This window comes from Anoxynatronum sibiricum (assembly GCF_039414295.1).
Lineage (GTDB): Bacteria > Bacillota > Clostridia > Peptostreptococcales > Tindalliaceae > Anoxynatronum > Anoxynatronum sibiricum.
This window is the reverse complement of the sequence record NZ_JBCITM010000020.1, coordinates 16,003-36,987: the sequence shown is the minus strand read 5'-3', so window position 1 is coordinate 36,987 and position 20,985 is coordinate 16,003. Positions and strand designations below refer to the sequence as shown.

Annotated in this window: 15 protein-coding genes and 1 other RNA gene; 15 read left to right on the top strand and 1 reads right to left on the bottom strand. The window is 43.3% G+C overall.

Annotation, left to right across the window (positions count from 1 at the left end; all coding sequences use genetic code 11):
- The first annotated feature begins 56 nt into the window (after nucleotides 1-56).
- From AAIG11_RS14805 to AAIG11_RS14740, 14 genes are all read left to right on the top strand, one after another.
- On the top strand, nucleotides 57-3,560 hold the full coding sequence (locus tag AAIG11_RS14805) for an S-layer homology domain-containing protein (RefSeq protein ID WP_343187007.1): 3,504 nt from the start codon (nucleotides 57-59) through the stop codon (nucleotides 3,558-3,560).
- Nucleotides 3,561-3,632, top strand: an RNA gene (locus AAIG11_RS14800) — hammerhead ribozyme type II.
- Nucleotides 3,633-5,103: 1,471 nt separating this feature from the next.
- Nucleotides 5,104-5,676 (top strand): site-specific integrase, encoded by a 573-nt coding sequence (locus tag AAIG11_RS14795; protein WP_343187006.1) that lies wholly within the window; start codon nucleotides 5,104-5,106, stop codon nucleotides 5,674-5,676.
- A gap of 314 nt (nucleotides 5,677-5,990) precedes the next feature.
- On the top strand, nucleotides 5,991-8,738 hold the full coding sequence (locus AAIG11_RS14790) for a type I restriction-modification system subunit M (protein WP_343187005.1): 2,748 nt from the start codon (nucleotides 5,991-5,993) through the stop codon (nucleotides 8,736-8,738).
- Nucleotide 8,739: 1 nt separating this feature from the next.
- Nucleotides 8,740-9,996, top strand: coding sequence for a restriction endonuclease subunit S (locus tag AAIG11_RS14785; protein WP_343187004.1), 1,257 nt, complete (start codon nucleotides 8,740-8,742; stop codon nucleotides 9,994-9,996).
- Between the two features lie 14 nt (nucleotides 9,997-10,010).
- Nucleotides 10,011-13,169 (top strand): type I restriction endonuclease subunit R, encoded by a 3,159-nt coding sequence (locus AAIG11_RS14780; protein WP_343187003.1) that lies wholly within the window; start codon nucleotides 10,011-10,013, stop codon nucleotides 13,167-13,169.
- Between the two features lie 12 nt (nucleotides 13,170-13,181).
- A complete protein-coding gene (locus tag AAIG11_RS14775; protein WP_343187002.1) occupies nucleotides 13,182-13,559 on the top strand; it encodes a DUF2513 domain-containing protein in 378 nt (125 codons plus the stop codon).
- A 149-nt stretch (nucleotides 13,560-13,708) separates the two neighbouring features.
- Nucleotides 13,709-13,999: a GIY-YIG nuclease family protein gene (locus AAIG11_RS14770; protein ID WP_343187001.1), complete on the top strand. Its 291-nt coding sequence runs from the start codon at nucleotides 13,709-13,711 to the stop codon at nucleotides 13,997-13,999.
- 69 nt (nucleotides 14,000-14,068) lie between these two features.
- Nucleotides 14,069-14,953 (top strand): GIY-YIG nuclease family protein, encoded by an 885-nt coding sequence (locus AAIG11_RS14765; RefSeq protein WP_343187000.1) that lies wholly within the window; start codon nucleotides 14,069-14,071, stop codon nucleotides 14,951-14,953.
- Between the two features lie 121 nt (nucleotides 14,954-15,074).
- Nucleotides 15,075-16,403: a hypothetical protein gene (locus tag AAIG11_RS14760; protein ID WP_343186999.1), complete on the top strand. Its 1,329-nt coding sequence runs from the start codon at nucleotides 15,075-15,077 to the stop codon at nucleotides 16,401-16,403.
- A gap of 221 nt (nucleotides 16,404-16,624) precedes the next feature.
- Entirely contained in the window at nucleotides 16,625-16,948 is a 324-nt protein-coding gene (locus tag AAIG11_RS14755; RefSeq protein WP_343186998.1) for a hypothetical protein, read from the top strand.
- A 395-nt stretch (nucleotides 16,949-17,343) separates the two neighbouring features.
- Nucleotides 17,344-18,681, top strand: coding sequence for a GreA/GreB family elongation factor (locus AAIG11_RS14750; protein ID WP_343186997.1), 1,338 nt, complete (start codon nucleotides 17,344-17,346; stop codon nucleotides 18,679-18,681).
- A gap of 251 nt (nucleotides 18,682-18,932) precedes the next feature.
- Nucleotides 18,933-19,157: a hypothetical protein gene (locus AAIG11_RS14745; protein WP_343186996.1), complete on the top strand. Its 225-nt coding sequence runs from the start codon at nucleotides 18,933-18,935 to the stop codon at nucleotides 19,155-19,157.
- Nucleotides 19,158-19,346: 189 nt separating this feature from the next.
- Nucleotides 19,347-19,568, top strand: coding sequence for a YdbC family protein (locus AAIG11_RS14740; RefSeq protein WP_343186995.1), 222 nt, complete (start codon nucleotides 19,347-19,349; stop codon nucleotides 19,566-19,568).
- A gap of 119 nt (nucleotides 19,569-19,687) precedes the next feature.
- Here AAIG11_RS14740 and AAIG11_RS14735 read toward each other — a convergent pair whose 3' ends face one another.
- Nucleotides 19,688-20,230, bottom strand: coding sequence for an XRE family transcriptional regulator (locus AAIG11_RS14735; protein WP_343186994.1), 543 nt, complete (start codon nucleotides 20,228-20,230; stop codon nucleotides 19,688-19,690).
- Nucleotides 20,231-20,329: 99 nt separating this feature from the next.
- On the opposite strand from AAIG11_RS14735, the gene AAIG11_RS14730 reads away from it, so the two are divergent.
- Nucleotides 20,330-20,950, top strand: a complete 621-nt coding sequence (locus AAIG11_RS14730) for a hypothetical protein (RefSeq protein ID WP_343186993.1) — start codon at nucleotides 20,330-20,332, stop codon at nucleotides 20,948-20,950.
- Nucleotides 20,951-20,985 lie beyond the last annotated feature (35 nt).

Here is a 20,985-nt window from a genome sequence, read left to right as displayed (position 1 = left end):
ACTGGCCGCGATGCACTGATGATACAGGCCCAAATAGTTGAAAAGGAGGAATAGGTTTGACAAAAAAAATTGTAGCAGTACTACTGGTGCTAGCGTTACTACTAGCACCGCTGACCTCGTTTGCGGCCAGTGATCTGAAAGGACACTGGGCAGAAAACGTAGTCAGAGAGATGATGGCTAGGGGTGCAATTAATGGGTATCCGGACGGAACTTTCCGACCAGATAATCCAATCACCCGTGCCGAGTTCACCACAATCTTGGTCTCTGTGATGGGGTACCAGCAGGACGCATCTAAAGTGTTCGCAGATACTCAATCGCACTGGGCTAGGGCAGCGATATCTACTGCCCACCTGCAAGGTGTCGTAAAAGGGTACTCAGACAGCATGTTCGGTCCAGACGATCCGATTTCAAGAGAGCAAGTAGCTGTAATGGTGACCAAGGCAGCCAGTCTACCAAGGGGCGGACAACCAGCATTTACGGATTATATGGAAATCAGGGAATGGGCTAGAGAAGGAGTAATCGCTGCAGTATCTGCAGGTATCTTCTCCGGATACCCAGACAATTCATTTAAGCCCAGAACACCAATGACCCGTGCTGAGGCATCCGTAGTACTGCAAAAAGTTCTGATGTACAACGCAACATCTGCTTCAGAGGATTACACACCTGCTCCAAGACTAGAAAGAGAGCAGGAAGAACCGGAAACAACACGTCCCTCAACCAGCACTTCTACCAGCAACGACAGAGATTATTACGACAGAGACTATGACTACTCCGAGAGAGCACAAACATATTATCTAAGAACCTCAGGAGTGCATGGTACCGCCGGGTCTACCACGACCATCAGAGGAAACCTGGTAGTGCAGGCCAGCAACACAACCTTAAGGAATTACCACATTACTGGAGACTTAATTATTGCCTCAACTGTTGGCAATGGCGAAGTATGGTTGACAGATGTAGAAGTTAGGGGGCACACCCACGTTCGAGGTGGGGGAACCAACAGTGTATACATCGAGGGAGGGCTGTTCCAGAGGGGACTGACAGTTGAAAGAACCCCCAGTGGAGCCATCAGAGTAGTATACACAGGAAGCACGCCGTTGAATATAACCCTAAACGCTAACGACAGAGCACAAACAATAATCCTAGAGGGCAACTTTGGAACAGTAACAGCAGAGTCCGATAACCTACTGATCCAAGTAGCAGACGACTCAGTGGTAGATACCCTAAATGTAAGACCAGGATCTAGAGGGACTATTCTAGACTTGGGCTCCGCATCACGAGTCAACCTTCTGTGCAATGACAGCCCAGACCTCAGTGTTAGAGGAGAAGGTACCATTAACGAAGTAGTCGGGTCCAGAGATCCAGATATTTCAGACGATGTGGCGATCCCAGGCAGAACCATCGCTGTTAGTACAGTGTCAGTGACTTCCGAAACAGCAACAATTCAGGTAGGAAGCACCCTTCAGATGAACTCAAGTGTATTACCGGCTAATGCTACAAATAGAGCAGTAACTTGGTCAGTGACCGGCCCAGGAACCATCACCACAAGAGGACTTCTAACTGCTACAGGTGAAGGTCAAATCACAGTAACCGCAACAGCAGGTGGGGTAACCGGCACTAGAACCATCACCGCACATGCAGAACCCGTAACTACTTACACCGTCACATTTAGCCAAACAGGAAGCGGGACGGTAACTGCTACTGTGGATGGCATGTTCATTGCAACACCGATGCAATTGCCAGCTGGCGAAACTGTAGTATTCACCGCCATCCCAGGCCCAGGTGCAGAGCTCATAGAGTGGTCTGTTAACAACACAATTGTAACAAATCAATTAACAGTAACTATTCCATCGCTAGATAAAAACTACAATGTGGTCGCTAACTTCTCAACTCCGCAATCAGCAGGGCCACATACCTTGACGTACATGCTGGATATGTACCCAGAGAACTCCGGCGCAATTCGAGCTGTTGCGGCTAACGTCCCAGGGTATACTGCAGGGGACGTAATTGCTTCAGGGACAGAACTTCCTGGCAACTCCATTGTTAAGATTGAGTCGTTGCCAAGCGCTGGATATGAAGTGTACGCGTGGACTATCAACGGCTTAGTGCAGTCGGGCGAAACAGACGATCACATCTTTGTCAACATGAACGCAAACATGTTTGTGATGCTCACGCACCAATTAATAAACCCTGAACCAGCGGAAATCACCATTAGATCTGTGACAGGCGGAACAGTAACAGTGACGCAAAATAATAATCCACAGACAGACAACCCGTTCATCGCACAACGAGATGACTGGTTGCGATTCACCCCTGTACCAGACACAGGATACGAGTTTGCGTATTGGGAGTTCGAGGAAGGCAACTCTACAGAAGTACCACTTGTGCTACACTATATCCAAGAGAATGTAGAGGTTGTCCCTGTGTTTACGCCAATCGCCCCCACCACACACCAAGTAATTTTTACAGCATTAAATGGTACCATCAGCGCAACAAAAGATGGCTCCCCGATAGCAAATTACAGCTCTCACGAAGAGGGATCAGTGCTTGTATTCGAATTCACACCGAATGCGGGTAGAGTCTTCTCCAGTTGGCATGGGGCACCAGTAGGGCAGCATATAAATAACCCATTAGTAATCACACTGACAGGACCGCTAACACTCACGCCTAACACACTAGCAGCACCTCCTCCGCCTCCAGGAATGGCTACAGTAACTTTCTCTGGGTTAAATGCTACAGTAACAGCTTCAGTGAACGGTAATCCAATAAACAGTGGAGATTCCGTGGAGGTGGGTAGCTCAGTAGTGCTGGAAGCGGTGCCTGGTAGTGGATATACCTTCGTTAGTTGGAATCACCTGGGCGCTCCAGTATCGTTTAATAACCCGGCTACAGTGGTAATACTGGAGGATATTGAGTTCTTTGCCATCGCCACACCCCCAGTAGGATACAACGGCTTCACGGTATCAAGAGTAGGTGAGATGATCCGGTTTGCGATTTACCTCTTAGATGCGGATTCAAACCCTATTGGGTACGGAGATCTAGAGGCAAAAGGCGTCAATCTGGGCGACTCAGCAATATCTATTGGAATGGACAGAATTCCGTTGCCAAACTTCACCTTCTCCGGACAAAACCCAACGGTTATACAGATGACTTACGATGATTTCCTGGTGACATTCCCGAATGTGTCTGCTGTAAATATTGATTCAGCTTACTTCATTTTAGAGTACAACACTCTAGGGGTGGGTCCTCATCCGATAATAACCCCAATCGACGAAGAAGTCATAAGTCTACTAGCTGTGAATAAAGCGGTAGCAGCAATAGACGCCCTTGATATACCTGTCGGGTGGGCAGTGGAGTACACACTCAGAGTCGCTCTCGGTTTCGATGCACACAACCTCATGGCAATACAAGTCATTGACAGCGACGATACAAATAAAGTAGCTCTAGGTGACGGGATAGTCGGGGGAAGTGCTGGTGATACTGTATATGTAACCATTGAGTACACAATGGGAACAGATTCTGCAATTAAACAAGCATTTCGAGTAAACATCATAGCTCCATAAAGTCGAAACAGCCCCAGAAACTTGGGGCTGTCTATACGTAGTCGCTTACGCATACTGATGAGACAGGCTGAAAGGGTCGGCAAATAAAAACCATCGATCAATAATGGCAGAAAACACCTATTAAAAATTTGGTGTTTTCTAGTGTTTATTGAAAAGCGGTATAGAATATACGTCTCCTTATGGCCAGTCTGCTTCAGCCTTTTTACCAAGCAAACGATGGCACCTTCCCAAAGTCAAAAAGTACCGGCTTTGGGTTTGCTGCAATTATTGAAGGTTGAGCGAGGGATCTAGCGATGCAAAGTGTGGTTATAGGAAGAAGCAATATGAACCAAAGAAGTGGCGTGAACGCCCCTTGGATGCAGGATCAGAAAATACATTTCTCGCTGTTAATGCTGACTGTGTTTTTGTACATGAGCCTTATTTGGAGGAACGGCTTTTGCTGGATATTTCGGTTGAATAAGGCCATGTTATCGGTCAAAACAGGCCATCCTCACGGTGCGATTAGGCCATTAATATCGGCTTAATTCGGCCAGTGTCACGGAAGAGAAAGCTAGACAGCAGCACAATACTTGATCTTTGGCACTTTCATACACAAACCCATGAGACAAGAGCACTTTCAATTAGCCAAATGCGAGAGGGTGCCGGCAAAGTGCACTTTGCTTTGCCTTTACAAGGCACCCGGCTCGCATAGAGGCCCCGCCTTTTGGGGCCGTTGCCTGTTTTACCGCCAACCCGCGTTAAGTATGGAACTTACTCCGCGGTCGCTAAGATTCAGCAGTCACTACCCTTGGTTTGCGCTCGTGAAAGCCCTTGCCAATTTTGAATAGACGCAAACCTGTTAATCAGCCTCTGCCAGTTCTTTAGTCCTCACCGCATATTGCACTGGCAGCCATTTGCCGCTGGCTGTAACCCAGGCTCTTTAGCCTCAGTATTTCCCTGTAATTCACCATACACATCTACTTCTCTTAATGGTTTGCACAAACATTGTGCTACTTTCATTATAGGCAAATAAGATGGCTTGGTGTTCCGGTAATGCTGGCCTGATTTCACCGTTAGACTGGCCTAATATCGCCGACGCAGTGGCCTTTTTAGACTGAAATACTCATTTGCCACAATGGATCGCACATACATCATCGGGATTTTATCCTTTGGCACTATCGAAGAGAAACTGGAGAAATAGGATGCGCTGGAGGGTTACCTCACTGAAGAAATCAGTTTTTATTAAAGTCGACCATTTACGGATATCCTGTTGTTGCTTTACGGATATTCCATTGTGTTGAGCAGATGATGAGTTAAGGCGGAGACAAATTAACGGCCTTCTGTTCGTTTGTGAATCGGGCGGAGGTCCAGATCACTTTTGAAAAAGCTAGTCCCAAAAAAGAAAGATAACCGCAAAACAATGGTGCAACTCAATGTCTATTGAGTTACATAAGCTTTTATGTATTTCCAAGGCTTACACAGATTCCAAAAAGTTGCGGGCCTTTTTACGCAACATATTATCTTATATTATGATATAATGTTGCATAACTGGAGGTGAGAAGAAATGAACCGAACCGAGCCCATTCGAGATAAAAAAATGATCGAAATGATGAAGATGTACCTGAGAAATCAGTCCACCCGGAATTACCTGTTATTTGTTTTTGGCATCAACAGTAATCTTAGGATCGGTGACATCCTGTCCCTCCGGGTAAAAGATGTGTGGAGTAACCGGACGGTCTTAAAGCACATCCTCATCAAAGAACAGAAAACCGGGAAGCTCAAAAAAGTGAGACTCAATGAGAGTATTGTGGCGGCCATCAAAGAACACATTAAAACGAATCATCTGCAACCGGAGGACTACCTTTTTCAATCAAAAACCAGCCGGTACGGGAACAAGCCCATTGACCGGGTCACGGCTTTTCGGATACTATCCGAGGCAGGGGAGAGAGTAGGACTGCCTGAACCTGTGTCGCCCCACTCCTTACGAAAAACCTGGGGGTACTGGGCCTGGAAACAGGGGATTGCCCTGCCGCTGATCATGGAAGCCCTGAACCATTCCAACCAATCCATTACCCGTCGTTACCTGGGGATCAACCAGGATGAGCTGGATGATGCCTATATGGAGCTGAATTTATAGGTTGAAGGGTATAAAAAACAAGATCTGAAAAAACCGGGGCCATAGAATGGCCATAATGGCGGTGATTCGAATCTCTTCCATACAAAGCGTCTTTGAAGGGGTGAAACGACAAATTAATGCCCTCCGGGCGGTTTTCGTGAAAATGACCTGATTTTGGCGCCAAATAAAAGGATTTTGAGGATGGATGGCGAAAATAATGAATGGTATTTAGATATTTTTGATAAAGTGGACACGAGATGACCATGGTGCGTTGTATAATTGAAGTCTCGACATTTTAAATAGTAACGCAAAAAATTCGTTTCAGGAGGGTCAATATGAACAAACAAAAACTGGCCAATCGCATCTGGGAGTCAGCCAATAAAATGCGCTCCAAGATCGAAGCAAACGAGTACAAAGATTACATATTGGGCTTTATCTTTTACAAATACCTCTCAGACAGAGAGCTAAAATTTTTGAAGGAAAACGGATTTACCCAGGAAGACATCGAAGCCCTGACAGAAGAAGACGTTGAGGTTATGAAATATGTTCGTGGACGAATCGGGTATTTCATTTCCTACAGGAACCTGTTCTCCACTTGGATCAAGATGGGAAAGGACTTTGACGTTTCCAATGTCACAGACGCCTTGTCAGCCTTTAACCGCCTCATCAACCCCTCTCACAAAAAGGTGTTTGAAAGCATCTTTAATACCCTGGAGACCGGCTTAAGCAAACTGGGCGACAGCGCTGCTTCACGAACCAAATCCATCAGCGACCTTATTTACCTCATCAAAGACATCCCCATGGATGGAAAACAGGATTATGATGTCCTGGGGTTTATTTATGAATACCTGATCAGCATGTTTGCTGCCAACGCTGGTAAAAAAGCAGGAGAGTTCTATACCCCCCATGAAGTGTCACTTTTGATGTCTGAGATCGTGGCACACCATCTGAAAGATAAAACGGAGATCAGTATTTATGACCCTACCAGTGGTTCAGGCTCACTCTTGATTAACATCGGCCGTGCCGTTTCCAAGCACATCGAAGGTGAAAACAACATCAAATACTATGCCCAGGAACTGAAACAGAACACCTACAACCTCACCCGGATGAATTTGGTCATGCGGGGCATCCTGGTGGACAATATCTTTACCCGTAACGCTGACACCCTGGAAGATGATTGGCCTTACTTTGATGAAGCCAACCCAGTGGAAACCTATGACCCTCTTTATGTGGAAGCTGTGGTGTCAAATCCTCCCTACTCCCAGCACTGGGATCCTAAGAATAAAGAAGCTGACACCCGCTACGCACGTTTTGGTCTGGCACCAAAATCAAAAGCAGATTATGCTTTCCTACTCCACGACCTGTACCATCTGAAGCGGGACGGCATCATGACCATCGTATTGCCCCACGGCGTTCTGTTCCGTGGCGGGGAAGAAGGTGTAATCCGTAAGAATCTGATTGAATGCAACCACATTGACACCATCATCGGACTCCCGGCCAACATCTTTTTTGGAACAGGCATTCCCACCATTATCATGGTGCTAAAACAGAAACGGGACAATACAGATGTGTTGATCATTGACGCCTCCAAAGGCTTTGCCAAGGTGGGCAAAAACAATATGCTGCGAGCCTCAGACATTAAAAAGGTTGCCGATACCGTGGCTGCAAGAGCCGATATCGACAAATTCTCAAAGAAAGTCAGCCGGAAAAAGATCCGCGAAAACGCCTATAACCTGAACATTCCCCGGTACGTTGATTCCTCAGAATGTGCAGAAAAATGGGATATCTATGCCTCAATGTTTGGTGGCATCCCCAAGAGTGAAATCGATGAACTGAACAGATTTTGGAAAGCATTCCCTGGGCTGCGAGAAGCCTTGTTTATAGAAGGTGAAGGCCCTTGTGTCGAGCTGTTCACAGATAGCCTTGAACAGACCCTGATAGACCATCATTCTGTAAAGAATTACATTTCCAATTTTGAGGGTGTCTTTAGAGACTTTGATGAGTACTTAAAGACAGAGCTCATGACAAACATGGCAGAAGTTAAAACTTCGAAAGAAGAAGGTGTATTAACGGATTACATTTTTTCCCGCGTCACGCCCATGCCCCTGGTGGACCAATACAAAGCCTACCAGGTGCTTCATGACGAGTGGACAAAAATCGCCATCGACCTGGAAATCATCCAGACGGAAGGTTTCAGCGCAGTCAATAGGGTTGACCCCAATATGGTGAGCAAAACAAAAGATGGAAAAGAAGTGGAAGTGCAGGAGGGCTGGGTTGGCCGTGTGATCCCCTTTGACCTTGTGCAGCAGACACTACTTTTAGACGAGTACCGGGCCCTGGAACAAAAAGTAAGCCGCCTGGTGGAAATAACGGCTGAGTACGATGAAATCCTTGAGTCCATAGACGAAGAAGACAAGGAGTCAAGTGCCATCAATGATTCCGGTGATGGTTTTGTGGCCAAAGAAGTGGGGGAAGTACTGAAAGAAATCTATACTGAAGTGGAAACCCCTGAAATTGAAGCCCTTAAGGCCTACGCGGAATTGACCAAGAAAGCGGATAAACTCACTTTTATCAGCGAAAACAATGTGGTGAACTGGTCCAACATGGAAGCCAACCAAGACGACACATATGCTAAAAAAGCGGTAAACGCTTATGTACTGGAGCTTCAGTCTGTGTTTGAGTTCCCGGAAGACTCTTTCGAAGCAAAAATCATTCAGGCAAGTCGGTTGATGACGGAAGAAAAAGAAGTGAAAGCCCAAGTGAAAGCCGAGACGGCAGCACTTCAACAAAAAACAAAAGAAACCATTGAATCCCTTTCAGAAGTGCAGGCCTTGGAACTCCTTGAGAAAAAGTGGATTGTTCCTGTGGTGGAGCAGATTGGACAGCTTCCCCATGAAGTGGTGGATGAGCTGACGGGCAAGATTAAAGGCCTGGCTGAAAAGTATGCCGTTACCTACGCTACCATTGAAACTGAGATCAAAGAGACTGCAGCAGCACTATCAGACCAGATTGATGAGTTGGTAGGCAATGAGTACGACATGAAAGGTCTCAGCGAGTTACAGAAGCTGTTAAAGGGTGAGTGATATGGGAGAAGAAAGGAAAAGGCCAGATATTCGATTTGCTGGATTTAATGATGATTGGGAGCAGCGGGAATTTAAAGATCTGTTTATTACACTACAAAACAATGCATTATCCAGAGCAGATTTGATTTCTGATACGGGAATTGCGATGAATATTCACTATGGAGATATACTGACAAAATTCGGAGAACGCTTAGATATCAGAAACGAAAAACTTCCATTTATTGCAGATGATTCTTGTGTAAGAAAGTATAAGTCTTCGTTCTTGCATAATGGTGATGTAATTATTGCAGACGCTGCTGAAGATGAAATAGTTGGAAAATGCAGCGAGATAGTTGGTTTGACCACTCAAACTATCGTTTCTGGATTGCACACAATTCCGTGTCGACCTACTCGACCTTTTTCAAGTGGTTATCTTGGATACTACATGAATTCGAATTCGTATCATGACCAATTACTGCCATTGATTCAAGGCACAAAAGTGTCAGCCATTTCAAAGTCAGCGATTAGCAACACAATACTAAAGTACCCAAAATCTAAATACGAACAAACCTCTATAGCAGACTACCTTAGTAACCTCGAAAACCTCATCACCCTCCAGCAACAAAAATATGACAAGCTAAAAACTATCAAAAAAGCCATGCTGGAAAAAATGTTCCCGAAGGAGGGGACCGATGTTCCAGAAATTCGCTTTGCTGGATTTAAGGAAGCTTGGGAACAGCATAAGTTCTGCGAGTTATTTATAGAACGACGCGATAAGACGGAATCAGAATATGAAGACACATTATTATCATGTGCTATAGATGGAATGTTTCTTAACTCAGAATTATTTGGTCATTTCCGTGGCAGCACTACCATTGGCTATCTGAAGGTTAAGAAAAACAATCTTATTCTATCTGCGCAAAATTTGCATCTGGGAAATGCAAATGTTAATCTACGCTTTGAAAGTGGCATTATTTCACCTGCGTACAAAGTTTATGATTTAGATAATTGTTATCCATATTTTATTCAAGTATGGGTAAAAAAGGATGCAACAAAGAATTTCTTTTTGGCTGCTACGACAGAAGGCGCCAGCCAATGTAGAAAAAATATTGAATGGAACACTCTTGAAAATCAAACTATTAGAGTTCCATCTTTTGAAGAACAGCAAATAATTGGTGAATACTTTTCCAACCTCGATCACATTATTAACCTTCAACACCAAAAACTAGAAAAACTAAAAAACCTCAAGAGCGCCCTGCTGGAAAAAATGTTCGTATAGGAGGTGTTCGCACTATGATTTTCAACAAAGAACCTGATTTTGAAAAAGTCCTGATCGAAACACTCTTTCACAAAGGGTGGGAATCAACGGTCTTGAGAAATCCAACGGAAGAAGTCTTGCTGAATAACTGGGCAAAGATTCTTTTCGACAACAACCGGGGCATCGACCGCTTAAACGATTATCCTTTGACCAGTGGTGAGATGCAGCAGATCATGGAAGAGATTATAAATTTAAAAACACCCTTGAAGTTAAACGGGTTTATCAATGGGCGAACAGTATCCATCATCCGGGATAATCCGGAAGACACCCTGCACTTTGGTAAAGAGGTGAGCCTGAAAATTTATGACCGCCGTGAAATCGCAGCGGGGCAAAGCCGTTACCAAATTGCACAGCAACCCGTATTCAAGAGCAAATCCAACATCTTAAATGACCGGCGTGGAGACTTGATGCTTCTCATCAACGGTATGCCGGTGATCCACATAGAACTGAAGCGTAGCGGGGTATCCGTCAGCCAGGCTTATCACCAGATCGAAAAATACTCAGCCGAAGGGGCCTTCACCGGGATCTATTCCCTGATCCAGATTTTTGTTGCCATGGAGCCGAAAGAAACCGTCTATTTTGCCAACCCAGGCATGGACGGCAAGTTCAACAAAGACTTTTATTTTCATTGGGCCGATTTCAACAACGAACCCATCAATGAATGGGATAAAATCGCGTCGTCGTTGCTTTCCATCCCCATGGCCCATCAGCTCATCGGGTTTTACACCGTGGCCGATGGTTCTGATGGGGTGCTCAAAGTTATGCGTAGCTACCAATATTACGCTGCCAACGCTATTTCGGACCGTGTTTCCAAAGTCAGCTGGAATGGTCACGACCGGTTGGGGGGCTATGTGTGGCACACCACCGGCTCCGGCAAGACCATGACTAGCTTCAAGTCAGCCCAGTTGATTGCCAACTCAAAGGACGCCGATAAGGTGATCTTCCTCATGGACAGAATCGAGCTGGGCACACAATCCTTAAAAGAGTACCGCGGCTTTGCTGAAGAAAATGAGGATGTGCAGGCCACGGAAAACACAGCGGTGCTCATTTCCAAACTGCGTAGCAACGACCCTGCAGACACTTTGATCGTTACCTCCATCCAGAAAATGAGCAACATCAAAGACGAGGAGGAGGGCATCAACGCCGACGACATTGAAAAAATGAACGCCAAAAGGATCGTTATCATCGTTGATGAGGCCCATCGTTCCACCTTTGGTGATATGTTGATCACCATCAAACAAACCTTTACTTCAGCGGTTTTCTTTGGGTTTACAGGTACGCCCATCCATGAAGAAAACCAGCGGAATATGAATACCACCTCCACCATTTTCGGTGATGAGCTTCACAGGTACAGTATCGCAGACGGTATTCGTGATAAGAATGTGCTGGGGTTCGACCCCTATAAAGTGCTGACCTATAAAGATAAAGACCTACGCCATGCAGTGGCGTTGGAGCGGGCCAAAGCCGCCACCCTGGAAGAAGTCCTGAAAGACCCGGCCAAAAAAGATATTTATTACAAGTATATGAGTTCTGCTCAGGTGAAAATGGCGGGCTATATAGGAGAAGATGGAAGGTATGTAAAAGGCATTGAAGATTATTTGCCAGCCTCCCAATACCAGACAGAAGCCCACATGGACAAGGTTGTGGAAGACATCACTGCCAACTGGACCACCTTAAGCCATGGCAGTAAGTTCCATGCCATTTTTGCCACCAGCAGTATCAATGATGCCATTGATTATTACCGGAAAATAAAAGACGCCATACCAACACTAAAAGTGACCTGCTTGTTTGACCCAACCATTGATAACAACAGTGGTTTTGCTTTTAAAGAAGATGGCCTGGTGGAGATCATTGAAGACTACAACGACCGGTATGAACAGGAGTTTAGCCTGAAAAACTATCCTAAACTAAAAAAAGACATTGCGGCTAGACTGGCCCATAAAAAGCCATACCAATATTTGGAAAGAACACCAGAGAAGCAGCTGGATTTGTTAATTGTTGTGGACCAGATGCTGACAGGGTTTGATTCCAAGTGGGTGAACACACTTTATATGGATAAAAAGATCCGGTATGAAAACATCATCCAGGCATTCTCCCGCACTAATCGATTATTTGGTCCGGAAAAGCCTTTTGGAACCATCAGGTACTACCGTGCGCCCCATACCATGGAAGAAAACATAAAACAAGCTGTGAAGCTATATTCCGGAGACAAGCCCATCGGCCTGTTTGTGGAGAAACTGGAACAGAACCTGAACAAACTCAATGCCATTTTTGACGAAATTTCTTTATTATTTGCCCATGCCGGCATTCCTGACTTCGATAAGTTGCCAGATGATCTGGCGGAGCGAGGCAAGTTTTCTTCCCTATTCAAAGAATTCAACGACTACCTGGAGGCATCAAAAATTCAAGGGTTCTATTGGAACAAACTGATCTATGAATTCAGCCACGGCAGCGGCAAGCCTAAAACCACTGTGAAAATGGCACTAGATGAAAATGACTATTTAATTCTGGCACTGCGTTATAAAGAGTTGTTCAGCGGTGGTGGTCCTGGAGAAGACGATGTGCCTTTCGAGATTGACGGCTACCTGACGGAAATTGACACCGACAAAATTGACGCGGATTACATGAACACCCGCTTTGAAAAATTCCTGCGGATTCTAGAGCAAGACAAGATCGACCCAGATGAAATGCGAAAGACCTTGGATGACCTGCATAAATCTTTCGCAATGTTGTCCCAGGAGGAACAGAAGTATGCCAACATCTTCCTCCATGACGTGGAAAGGGGTATCGCTGTTCTGGAACCCGGCAAGACATTTAGGGATTATGTCACCAAATATCAATTCAAGGCAAAGAATGACCAGATCAAACGTATCACAAACTACTTGGGTGTGGATGAAAACAAGCTGCGCAGTTTATTGGCGGGCAATGTAACAGAGGCTAACTTCAACGAGTATGGTCGCTTCGACAGCCTCACCGACACCGTGGATAAAGAGAAAGCAGATGCGTATTTCGGAAAGTTGGAAAGAAGAAATTTAAAGACGTTCGAAGTTATTATTAAGGCACACGATTTGCTTCGGCGGTTTGTATTGGGTAGAGGGATTGATATAGAAGAGCCGGTGGAGGAAGAGAAATAGGGAGGCCATACTTTGAAACGGGACATAGAGTTAGTTAGGAAAATACTACTACGGGTAGAAGAGAAGTTTGAGCCCGGCACTGGTTGGATTAACAATCTGAAGATTGATCATTATGAAATGGAAACTGTTGCAGAGCATTGTGATCTACTATATCAAAATAAACTGATTAGGGAATACAAACCATTTTATGCAGATGATCAAATTTATTCCTTTGGAGTCGGTCCGTTGACCCAAGAGGGCTATCATTTTCTTGATCAAATTCGGGATGAAACAACATGGAAAAAAACGGTGAAGGAGATTAATGAAAAAAACTTACCAGGCACCATTGAAACGTATGGATGTGTGGCAGCCTCAATAGCAGGTGCGTTTCTCAGAGAGTACAATAGATAATAATAGAAATCGGTGTTATTGTGAGGGTTATGCTGACTAAGGGAGACCAAGCCATAAATAGAAGCATTTTCACTTAAAACTCCTTTAACAGTCATAGTTTTACACATTGAAAATGACATTTCATGAATCATTTATAGAAGGGAAACCTTATGAAGATCATTTATAAAATCACATATCCCAATGGAAAAATTTATATCGGTAAAGATCTTACGGATAGTATCAATTACTTTGGCAGCGCTGACAGTCAACTCATTGAAAAGGATTTCAGCAGAGAAGAACGCAGAGACTTCATCATACGAAAAGAAATTATCTGGGAATCAGACACCGCCACTGATCAAGAAGTAAACCGCAGGGAAGTCGAACTGATTCGTGAGTTCCGATCAAACGATCCGGCAGTTGGGTACAACCAGTGGCCTAAATTCAAAATGAATCGTGTGTAACGCCTATGACAAATGTTGGATGGAACACATGTTGTTGGCTCTTCGATGACGAGTTAAGGAGGATTGATAATGCCCACAAGAGGAAAAAGCATCAATCTATACCTAATGGACGGTACCGCCAATGGCCGCATCAAATGCACACTGGCCAATTGGACAGGGGTGGCTTACAAAATACCCCGCACTGAAATAGACAATTGTAAAGAACGGCATGACCTTAAGCAGAGCGGTGTCTATTTTCTCTTTGGCATCTCTGACCAGACGGGTGATCATGTGGCATACATTGGCCAGGCAGGGGCCAGAAAAAACGGGGAAGGCATCCTATACCGTTTGCAGGAGCATAAGCGCAACCCAGAGAAAGATTACTGGACAGAGGCGGTAGTGTTCACCACCTCCAACAATTCCTTTGGGCCAACGGAGATCAGTTACCTGGAGAATCGTTTCTGCAAATTGGCCACGGAGGCCAAGCGATACCTGGTCAAAAACGGAAACGACCCTACCCTTGGCAATATCACAGAAGAAAAAGAAAGTGAAATGGAGGAGTTTGTTGACTACGCCAACATCATCATGGGCACTTTTGGTCACAAAGTCTTTGAGCCCTTGGTGGGCAGCACACCAACCCCAGCCATAGCCCCTCCAACGATTGACAAAGAACCTAAGCTCTACCTGTCAACCACCAAAGCCAATGCCGTTGGCCGCCGAACCAATGAAGGTTTTGTGGTGTTTAAAGGATCCACGGTATCAACCACTCCAACAAAGAGCTGCCCGGAGACCATTGGCCGGTTAAGAAAACAGCATGCAGCACGAGTCAGCAGTGAGGGCATGCTGCTGGAAGACACCCTTTTTGGAAGCCCTTCTGCAGCGGCAGGTTTTGTGACCTACAGCAGTGCCAATGGCCTAACCATGTGGGCCACTGAAAGTGGCAAGACATTGAAAGAGCTTGAGGGTGAGGATTGATAGAAGAAGATTGCTTCTTGTTAAAATTTGAGAACTTCTTTTGTAATTAAAGCCAGAACATATCTAAGAGGGATCATGACATCATCGTGCAAGGATCACTTTCTAAAAGGAGTGAGTTTCGTTGACTTACTTTGCAGGAATAACAGGGCTCCTGGGTTTCATTGTATCTTTAATGCTACTGGTTAAACGGATGAAAAACTCTGAAATTCTGAATGGCACAACGGAAGAAAAGCCAGGGATAAGAAGCGAAGTGAAAACAATTCTTCTAGCGGTAGCGCTTGGAATCTCCCTTGCATTATTGCTGGGTTCTATTGTTGTGCACGTTGTTCTTATGAACCAGCAAAAAGAAGGTGACCAAGCAAGTCTTGAAAATGAACAAGTCAATAAACAATCATCTGTGGATGATTTCTACTTTTCACTGACACAGAGAACCATGGATATTTGGCATGAAACAGTAAACTTAAGGGGTATATTAGTAAATCCAAACTATAACAATATGGACCAATGGTTAACTGAGGTTACGGCACAAGCTAATTGGATCTCAGAGCTCATGATTCTAGCAGAAGAAATGGAATTTCATGAAGCTTTTACACCTATTGAAGAAAAGTACTTTGATGCTTTACAGTTGATTGAAGCGGGTACGCAACAGTTCATTTACGGCTTTAATCAAGATGACGTAGAGGTGGAAGTGCTCAATGATGCAATGGACAACATCTGGGATGGTTTCTACAACTTATCTAAGCTGAATGTCGAAATTGAAGACATCTATGAACATCACAAATTATCCCTTGAAGGGAATATCGATGGCCAGGTACGGAATGATCTAAAAACAAATCAACTAACGCTACAACATTTTATACCAGAGCAGGGTATTGAAGTGGCTTATATTGACGCTGATGGCAACAGGGTTGTTTCCAGTTGGGAAAAGTCGGGTCTTGGTGAGTACACAAACCGCCTTAACTATTGGGATGGTGCGGTGCGAAATAACCATTATCTGATTGACAATGAGGGCGTGCTGGAAAAGTATCGCAGAGAAGAATCTGCCAGTGGAGAAGTTAACTCGGAAGCAACCCCAAAGGGAAAAAAGGTGTTTCAACACTCTGGAGAAGAGGATAAATGGTTGTCAGTTTCTGAATACTACAACGACACCCATGGTCATTCTGGGTTGGATTATATGATATTTACCTACCTTGGCGAAAAAATACTTGAGGTTGATGGGGAAGAAATAGAAGTGGCGCATATTTCTTTAGAACATTCACGCATCAATTTCATTGAAATGGAAGCCCCCATTGGCAATCCAAATTATGTAAAATCGGTGGAACGATATTATGCAAAAAACGTTGGATTGATCCAAGAGGATAGTAAGACATATATTTTAGATGGAGAGGGGGGGTTCTCAACACATAGCAGTTCTTTGAAAGCTGTAAGCATTAACAGAGCTGCAAATTGAAACGGAGATAATAAGACGATTGTTTGTAACACTATTGTGAAGGTACCGCATAATGTTTGTTAATCAGAAATGATTGTTTAAAATGATGGTGAATGATCGAGTATAAATGAATGCCGGAACTCAAACAATAACTATTCTATAAAAAGGAGGAGTGACCTTGGTCTAGATAGCAGTGAGACTGAGGTTTCAGATTTAAAATGAAAAGATCAATAATGACTCTATTGGCAATTATGACATGGTTGTTTTTAGTTTCGACTCAGGCACATTCTTACATAGGACAGATGCCCGCACCACTTGAAAATGAACGTATTTCTCTTCAATTCTATTATACAACGCAAGCGAGAGAAAAGGCGCTTGAAACAAACGGGGTGTTTCTTTCTTCTGAAAAACAAAGTGTATCTGTTCCCTTCAATAAAGGAACTTTTCAGGAAAAAGGTATTCTCCATTTAGTTGTGCTTAATACCTCCGAAGGGCGAAATGAGTATATGTTAACATCCCAAATAAACTCTTCGTTAATAAACCTATTTCAAACAATACACAGTTGATTGATGAGCTTAGCAAACAATATGGTTCCAAGCAAAGCACTTTAACATTTCTGTCATTTATGATGATCGCACTGGTTGCATTCACTGTTGTTATTGCCATAACCGTCATAGCTTTACAGGCGAGCAAAACAACTAAATAGAAGTTGGGAGCAGTAAGGAAACCATCAATCTTTGGATATGTGAGTACAAGGAGCATTATTAAAAAGACGCCACATTGGCCAAAGCTAGAGCGTTGCATAAATGAAAGATGAAAGAACGTGCGCAAGAAAACGTTGACTAACCCTGATCGGCGAAAGAAGATAATTTGAAGCAAAAGTGTTAATCGTGAGCGATAACCCCTGAAGGAAAATAAACCTGTGCAATGATAAAATCAAAAACTTGAAAAGGAGAGCCGTATGGAACACACTCTTGTTATGTCAAAAGATGAAGTTGGACAATTGATGCATTGTTACGAAGCAATACTATCGCGACATTATTTTAACAAGAACCTGGAAAATGACACGACTACATTTGAGGGTTTATCCGTTTTTGAACGTTACATGAAATCTATGTGGCTAATGATGCAATCTTTCAGCCTTAAAATCACGACACAAGAAGTATTGGATAGTTGTACGATAACGGAGGCCGTCAAGGAAACGTATGATGAACTAATTGGCGCCAAAGCTGACTTTTTTTCTGCCTATACCTTTTGGCTGAAGCAGTGCTATGTGAGAGGATTTTTCAAACAATATGAGGACGACCTAATGTATGAGTTATTGGCTGGCGACGCTGATAAACATGAAGTACCAGCTCAGGTAATCATGACAAGTATTCAGATACTGAAACAGTACATTCATTTGTACGGACAGATTAGTATGGATAAATCATTTTCTAAACCCTTGACCAAAGGTGAGTCCAATCAGGATAACCCTTTGGTAGATATTATTTATTCTAAAGTTTACGAAGCGCAACAGAATCATGGTGATATCAGTCTAGAAGGAATAACGATCACATTGGAAAAATCACAGGAGAGATCTGCGAACACTGATTTCCCTTCATTCCCTCAAGTTGCCCTGGAACTCTACCATAAACTTAACTGCCTGTTGGGAGAAGCTGATGAAACCCAGGCATCAGTCAATGTTGGAGATATAGTAACCTTAAAAAAATTCGCCGACTCAGAAAACAGAAACTTGTTCGAAATAGAAAGGTTCGTTTTAGTTGAAGAATGGGATGGCATTCTTCATGAGATGGAGGACAATTTGCTCAAAGTGACAATGTCATCGCCTTTGGGAAAGAAACTTTTTCGATCTTCTGTGGGAGATGTGATTGAATATAGCGCAGTCAATGGCATAGATTATTCATACAAAATACTGGATATTCACCGTGATGAAAAAGCCAGGATAACCCTTGAAATTACCTTGGACGAATGGCTGAATACCTGGGTGGATGACCATAATTACCAGAGCGGTTTTTCTTACTCAGGGCAGCGCGCAAGGCAGGAAGAAACCAGGTTGTATAAAACAGGTTATAAGATCTGGGAAAAGGGAACTCGGTTATCGGATGAAGAGCGCTGGTATCGTCTGATGAACCATGCTATACCCAAATTAGGAATAAAAGAGGTTAGCGAGACGATTAATAGTCATATTCATTATCTTGCTGCCGGGAACGATCAAGCTGTAGAAAGATGGAAGGATGATTTAGAGAAACTGAAGCAGAAATACTACAGGAAGGATAAAGTTGGGTACTTCGATTGAGAACGTCCTAGCATTATAAAAGCCGATAAGACAAAGAAAAGACAGAGAATATGACAAGCATAGAATGATCTCAGTCTTAATGACGAGTGATGTGCGTATGCTAACCCCTAAGCAGCATAATAGTAACGGAGATCTGTAGAGTTGTTCTTGGTTGTATACCAAACAATTTCTCGCAAAAGTAAATCTGAAAGTTGCTAGAAAGTGTGAGGATAACTAACGAAGTGGCGAAGTATGGTAAAGGGTGTGTGCTCATGATTATGTTAAATGACATTCTTCATCTTTCAGAAGCGGATCTAAAAAATACAAAAATTCGCTTCAATCAAAGCAACTCAGGTGATTTTGATCCTGTCAGCCTTTTCAAAGAAAAGAATCAACGGCTTTACGAAGGCCAGTTTTGGAATTACTCAAAAAACAAATCGTTTAAAGAAGGACAGATTGCCATCGGCTTCATTACAGAACATTGGGGACGGAGGTAATGCAACCTCTATTCTCACCTGATCCTATTGGTGAGCACCAGTGGCCTAAATTCAGACAAATACTTGAGTAGTTATTCTCCAAGCAAGACCAATCATTTTATTAGAGTGAATCCTAGTGAAGGTATTTCTACTGAAGACTTCAGTAATGAACAAAATGATTATAATTTCAATACATAAGGAGTGATCAAAGTGCCCGAAATCAAATATGAAATCGTAAAAGAGTTAGGCGTTTTAGCAGAATCGCCCAAGGGCTGGAAGAAAGAACTGAAGCTGGTGAGTTGGAATGACAATGAACCTAAATATGACCTGAGAGACTGGGCGCCGGGTCATGTGAAGATGGGGAAAGGGATTACTTTGTCTGTGGCAGAACTGAAGAAGTTGAAAGAGATATTGGAGGGGATGGAGTTATAAGAGATTATTGGCGGCCGCCACAATTATGATATCTTTCAATTCTTTGACTGAAGGATCCTTACAAAATAAGCTTTTCTCCTGTAATCTCTTGGTTTGAGCAGGTTAAATATCGAAAAACACTATTCAATGCAACCCAACGGTTGGAGTTGATGTTCCAGTAAAGCATAGTTTACCAAATCAATGTCGTAAATTGCTTTTCTCACGAAAAAAAGAATGATCAAATCAAAATTATGACTCATAGAAAAGCTGAACCCGGCAGATTCTAAGAGGTTTTCAGCCTCATTTTCCGTCAATCTCATCGCAATGATTAATGAAAAAATAGTGCGTTTGCTCGTCTGATAGGTTTCATCGCTCCTTATTTTGGAAAATAGACGGCGGTCGATACCAGCTCTCCTATAGATATCAGCATCTTTCATGCCTTTCTTATCGATCATGTCAAACAGCGTTTCACGGAAGCTGGGTCTTTTATAGGACTGCATGTAAAGTTCGTATTCTTTCAAAAGGCTTTTGTCGGGGGTCACACCTAAATCTTCGAGCTGTTGCTTACGTTCAGATTCTGACAAGGGAGCATACTCCCTCACTGGTTCCATTAAACACATTTTAGGGAAATGTTTTTTGGAAATAAAGACCTTCAACTCATTTAATAGCGCTTCATTGTCCATCAGAATTACCTCCCATATTAAGAATGTCCCTTAATAAGCGACCAGATGAAGACTGTGCACTGATATTATTATATCAGAACGGTCAGGAGCGTGGTTAGTATGGGAATAATGAGTGCCGAGTTGCTGATCATTGTTGATCATGTGAAGGCATCAAGAAATACTGAAATTGACATGATGGTTGGCTTAAAAAAATTTATCCAAAAACAACAGTGTTTGGCCAAAACCAATGTGACTACAGTGATGTTTAGGGGATTAATTGACCGTTTCAAAGAAGAACTCTTAATGGAAGAATCGGTTTTCCGAAGAGATGCTGACTTAAATAAGCAAAAATTTCAACTTTTGGATAGTATTGTGTTTGAGATATACCAAACGCATTCGTGGATTCAAAAATGTCCAGGTGTTTTTAGTCCAGAAACGGTGATTGTAGTGATCGTAACAGACAGATCTTTAGAAGCAGGCATACAATATGATCAACGTGATGTTCAATCTTTGATCCTTAAAATGAGAGATCAAGGATGGGAATTCATTTTGATAGGTGTTGGCTTAGATGTTAGCAAAGCAGGTGTGAACCTAGGAATTTTATCTCAAGATATATACGAATACATAATTGACCAAAGTTCTCTGACAGACGTGTTTTCTTTGATGCACTTTTTGGTCGCAGCTAAACGAGTGAAGAGTCAACGCATTCAAATCAAAAGGAGGGCTAAAAATGTCTGCTAATGTGGAGTCGATGTTTTTTGTTGGAGAAGTTCCTT

What these genes read in the sequence shown, in the direction of transcription:
- AAIG11_RS14795 (WP_343187006.1), top strand. Translation starts at nt 5,104, where the DNA reads ATGAACCGAACCGAGCCCATTCGAGATAAAAAAATGATCGAAATGATG.
- AAIG11_RS14790 (WP_343187005.1), top strand. Translation starts at nt 5,991, where the DNA reads ATGAACAAACAAAAACTGGCCAATCGCATCTGGGAGTCAGCCAATAAA.
- AAIG11_RS14785 (WP_343187004.1), top strand. Translation starts at nt 8,740, where the DNA reads ATGGGAGAAGAAAGGAAAAGGCCAGATATTCGATTTGCTGGATTTAAT.
- AAIG11_RS14780 (WP_343187003.1), top strand. Translation starts at nt 10,011, where the DNA reads ATGATTTTCAACAAAGAACCTGATTTTGAAAAAGTCCTGATCGAAACA.
- AAIG11_RS14770 (WP_343187001.1), top strand. Translation starts at nt 13,709, where the DNA reads ATGAAGATCATTTATAAAATCACATATCCCAATGGAAAAATTTATATC.
- AAIG11_RS14765 (WP_343187000.1), top strand. Translation starts at nt 14,069, where the DNA reads ATGCCCACAAGAGGAAAAAGCATCAATCTATACCTAATGGACGGTACC.
- AAIG11_RS14750 (WP_343186997.1), top strand. Translation starts at nt 17,344, where the DNA reads ATGGAACACACTCTTGTTATGTCAAAAGATGAAGTTGGACAATTGATG.
- AAIG11_RS14745 (WP_343186996.1), top strand. Translation starts at nt 18,933, where the DNA reads ATGATTATGTTAAATGACATTCTTCATCTTTCAGAAGCGGATCTAAAA.
- AAIG11_RS14735 (WP_343186994.1), bottom strand. Translation starts at nt 20,230, where the DNA reads ATGGACAATGAAGCGCTATTAAATGAGTTGAAGGTCTTTATTTCCAAA.
- AAIG11_RS14730 (WP_343186993.1), top strand. Translation starts at nt 20,330, where the DNA reads ATGGGAATAATGAGTGCCGAGTTGCTGATCATTGTTGATCATGTGAAG.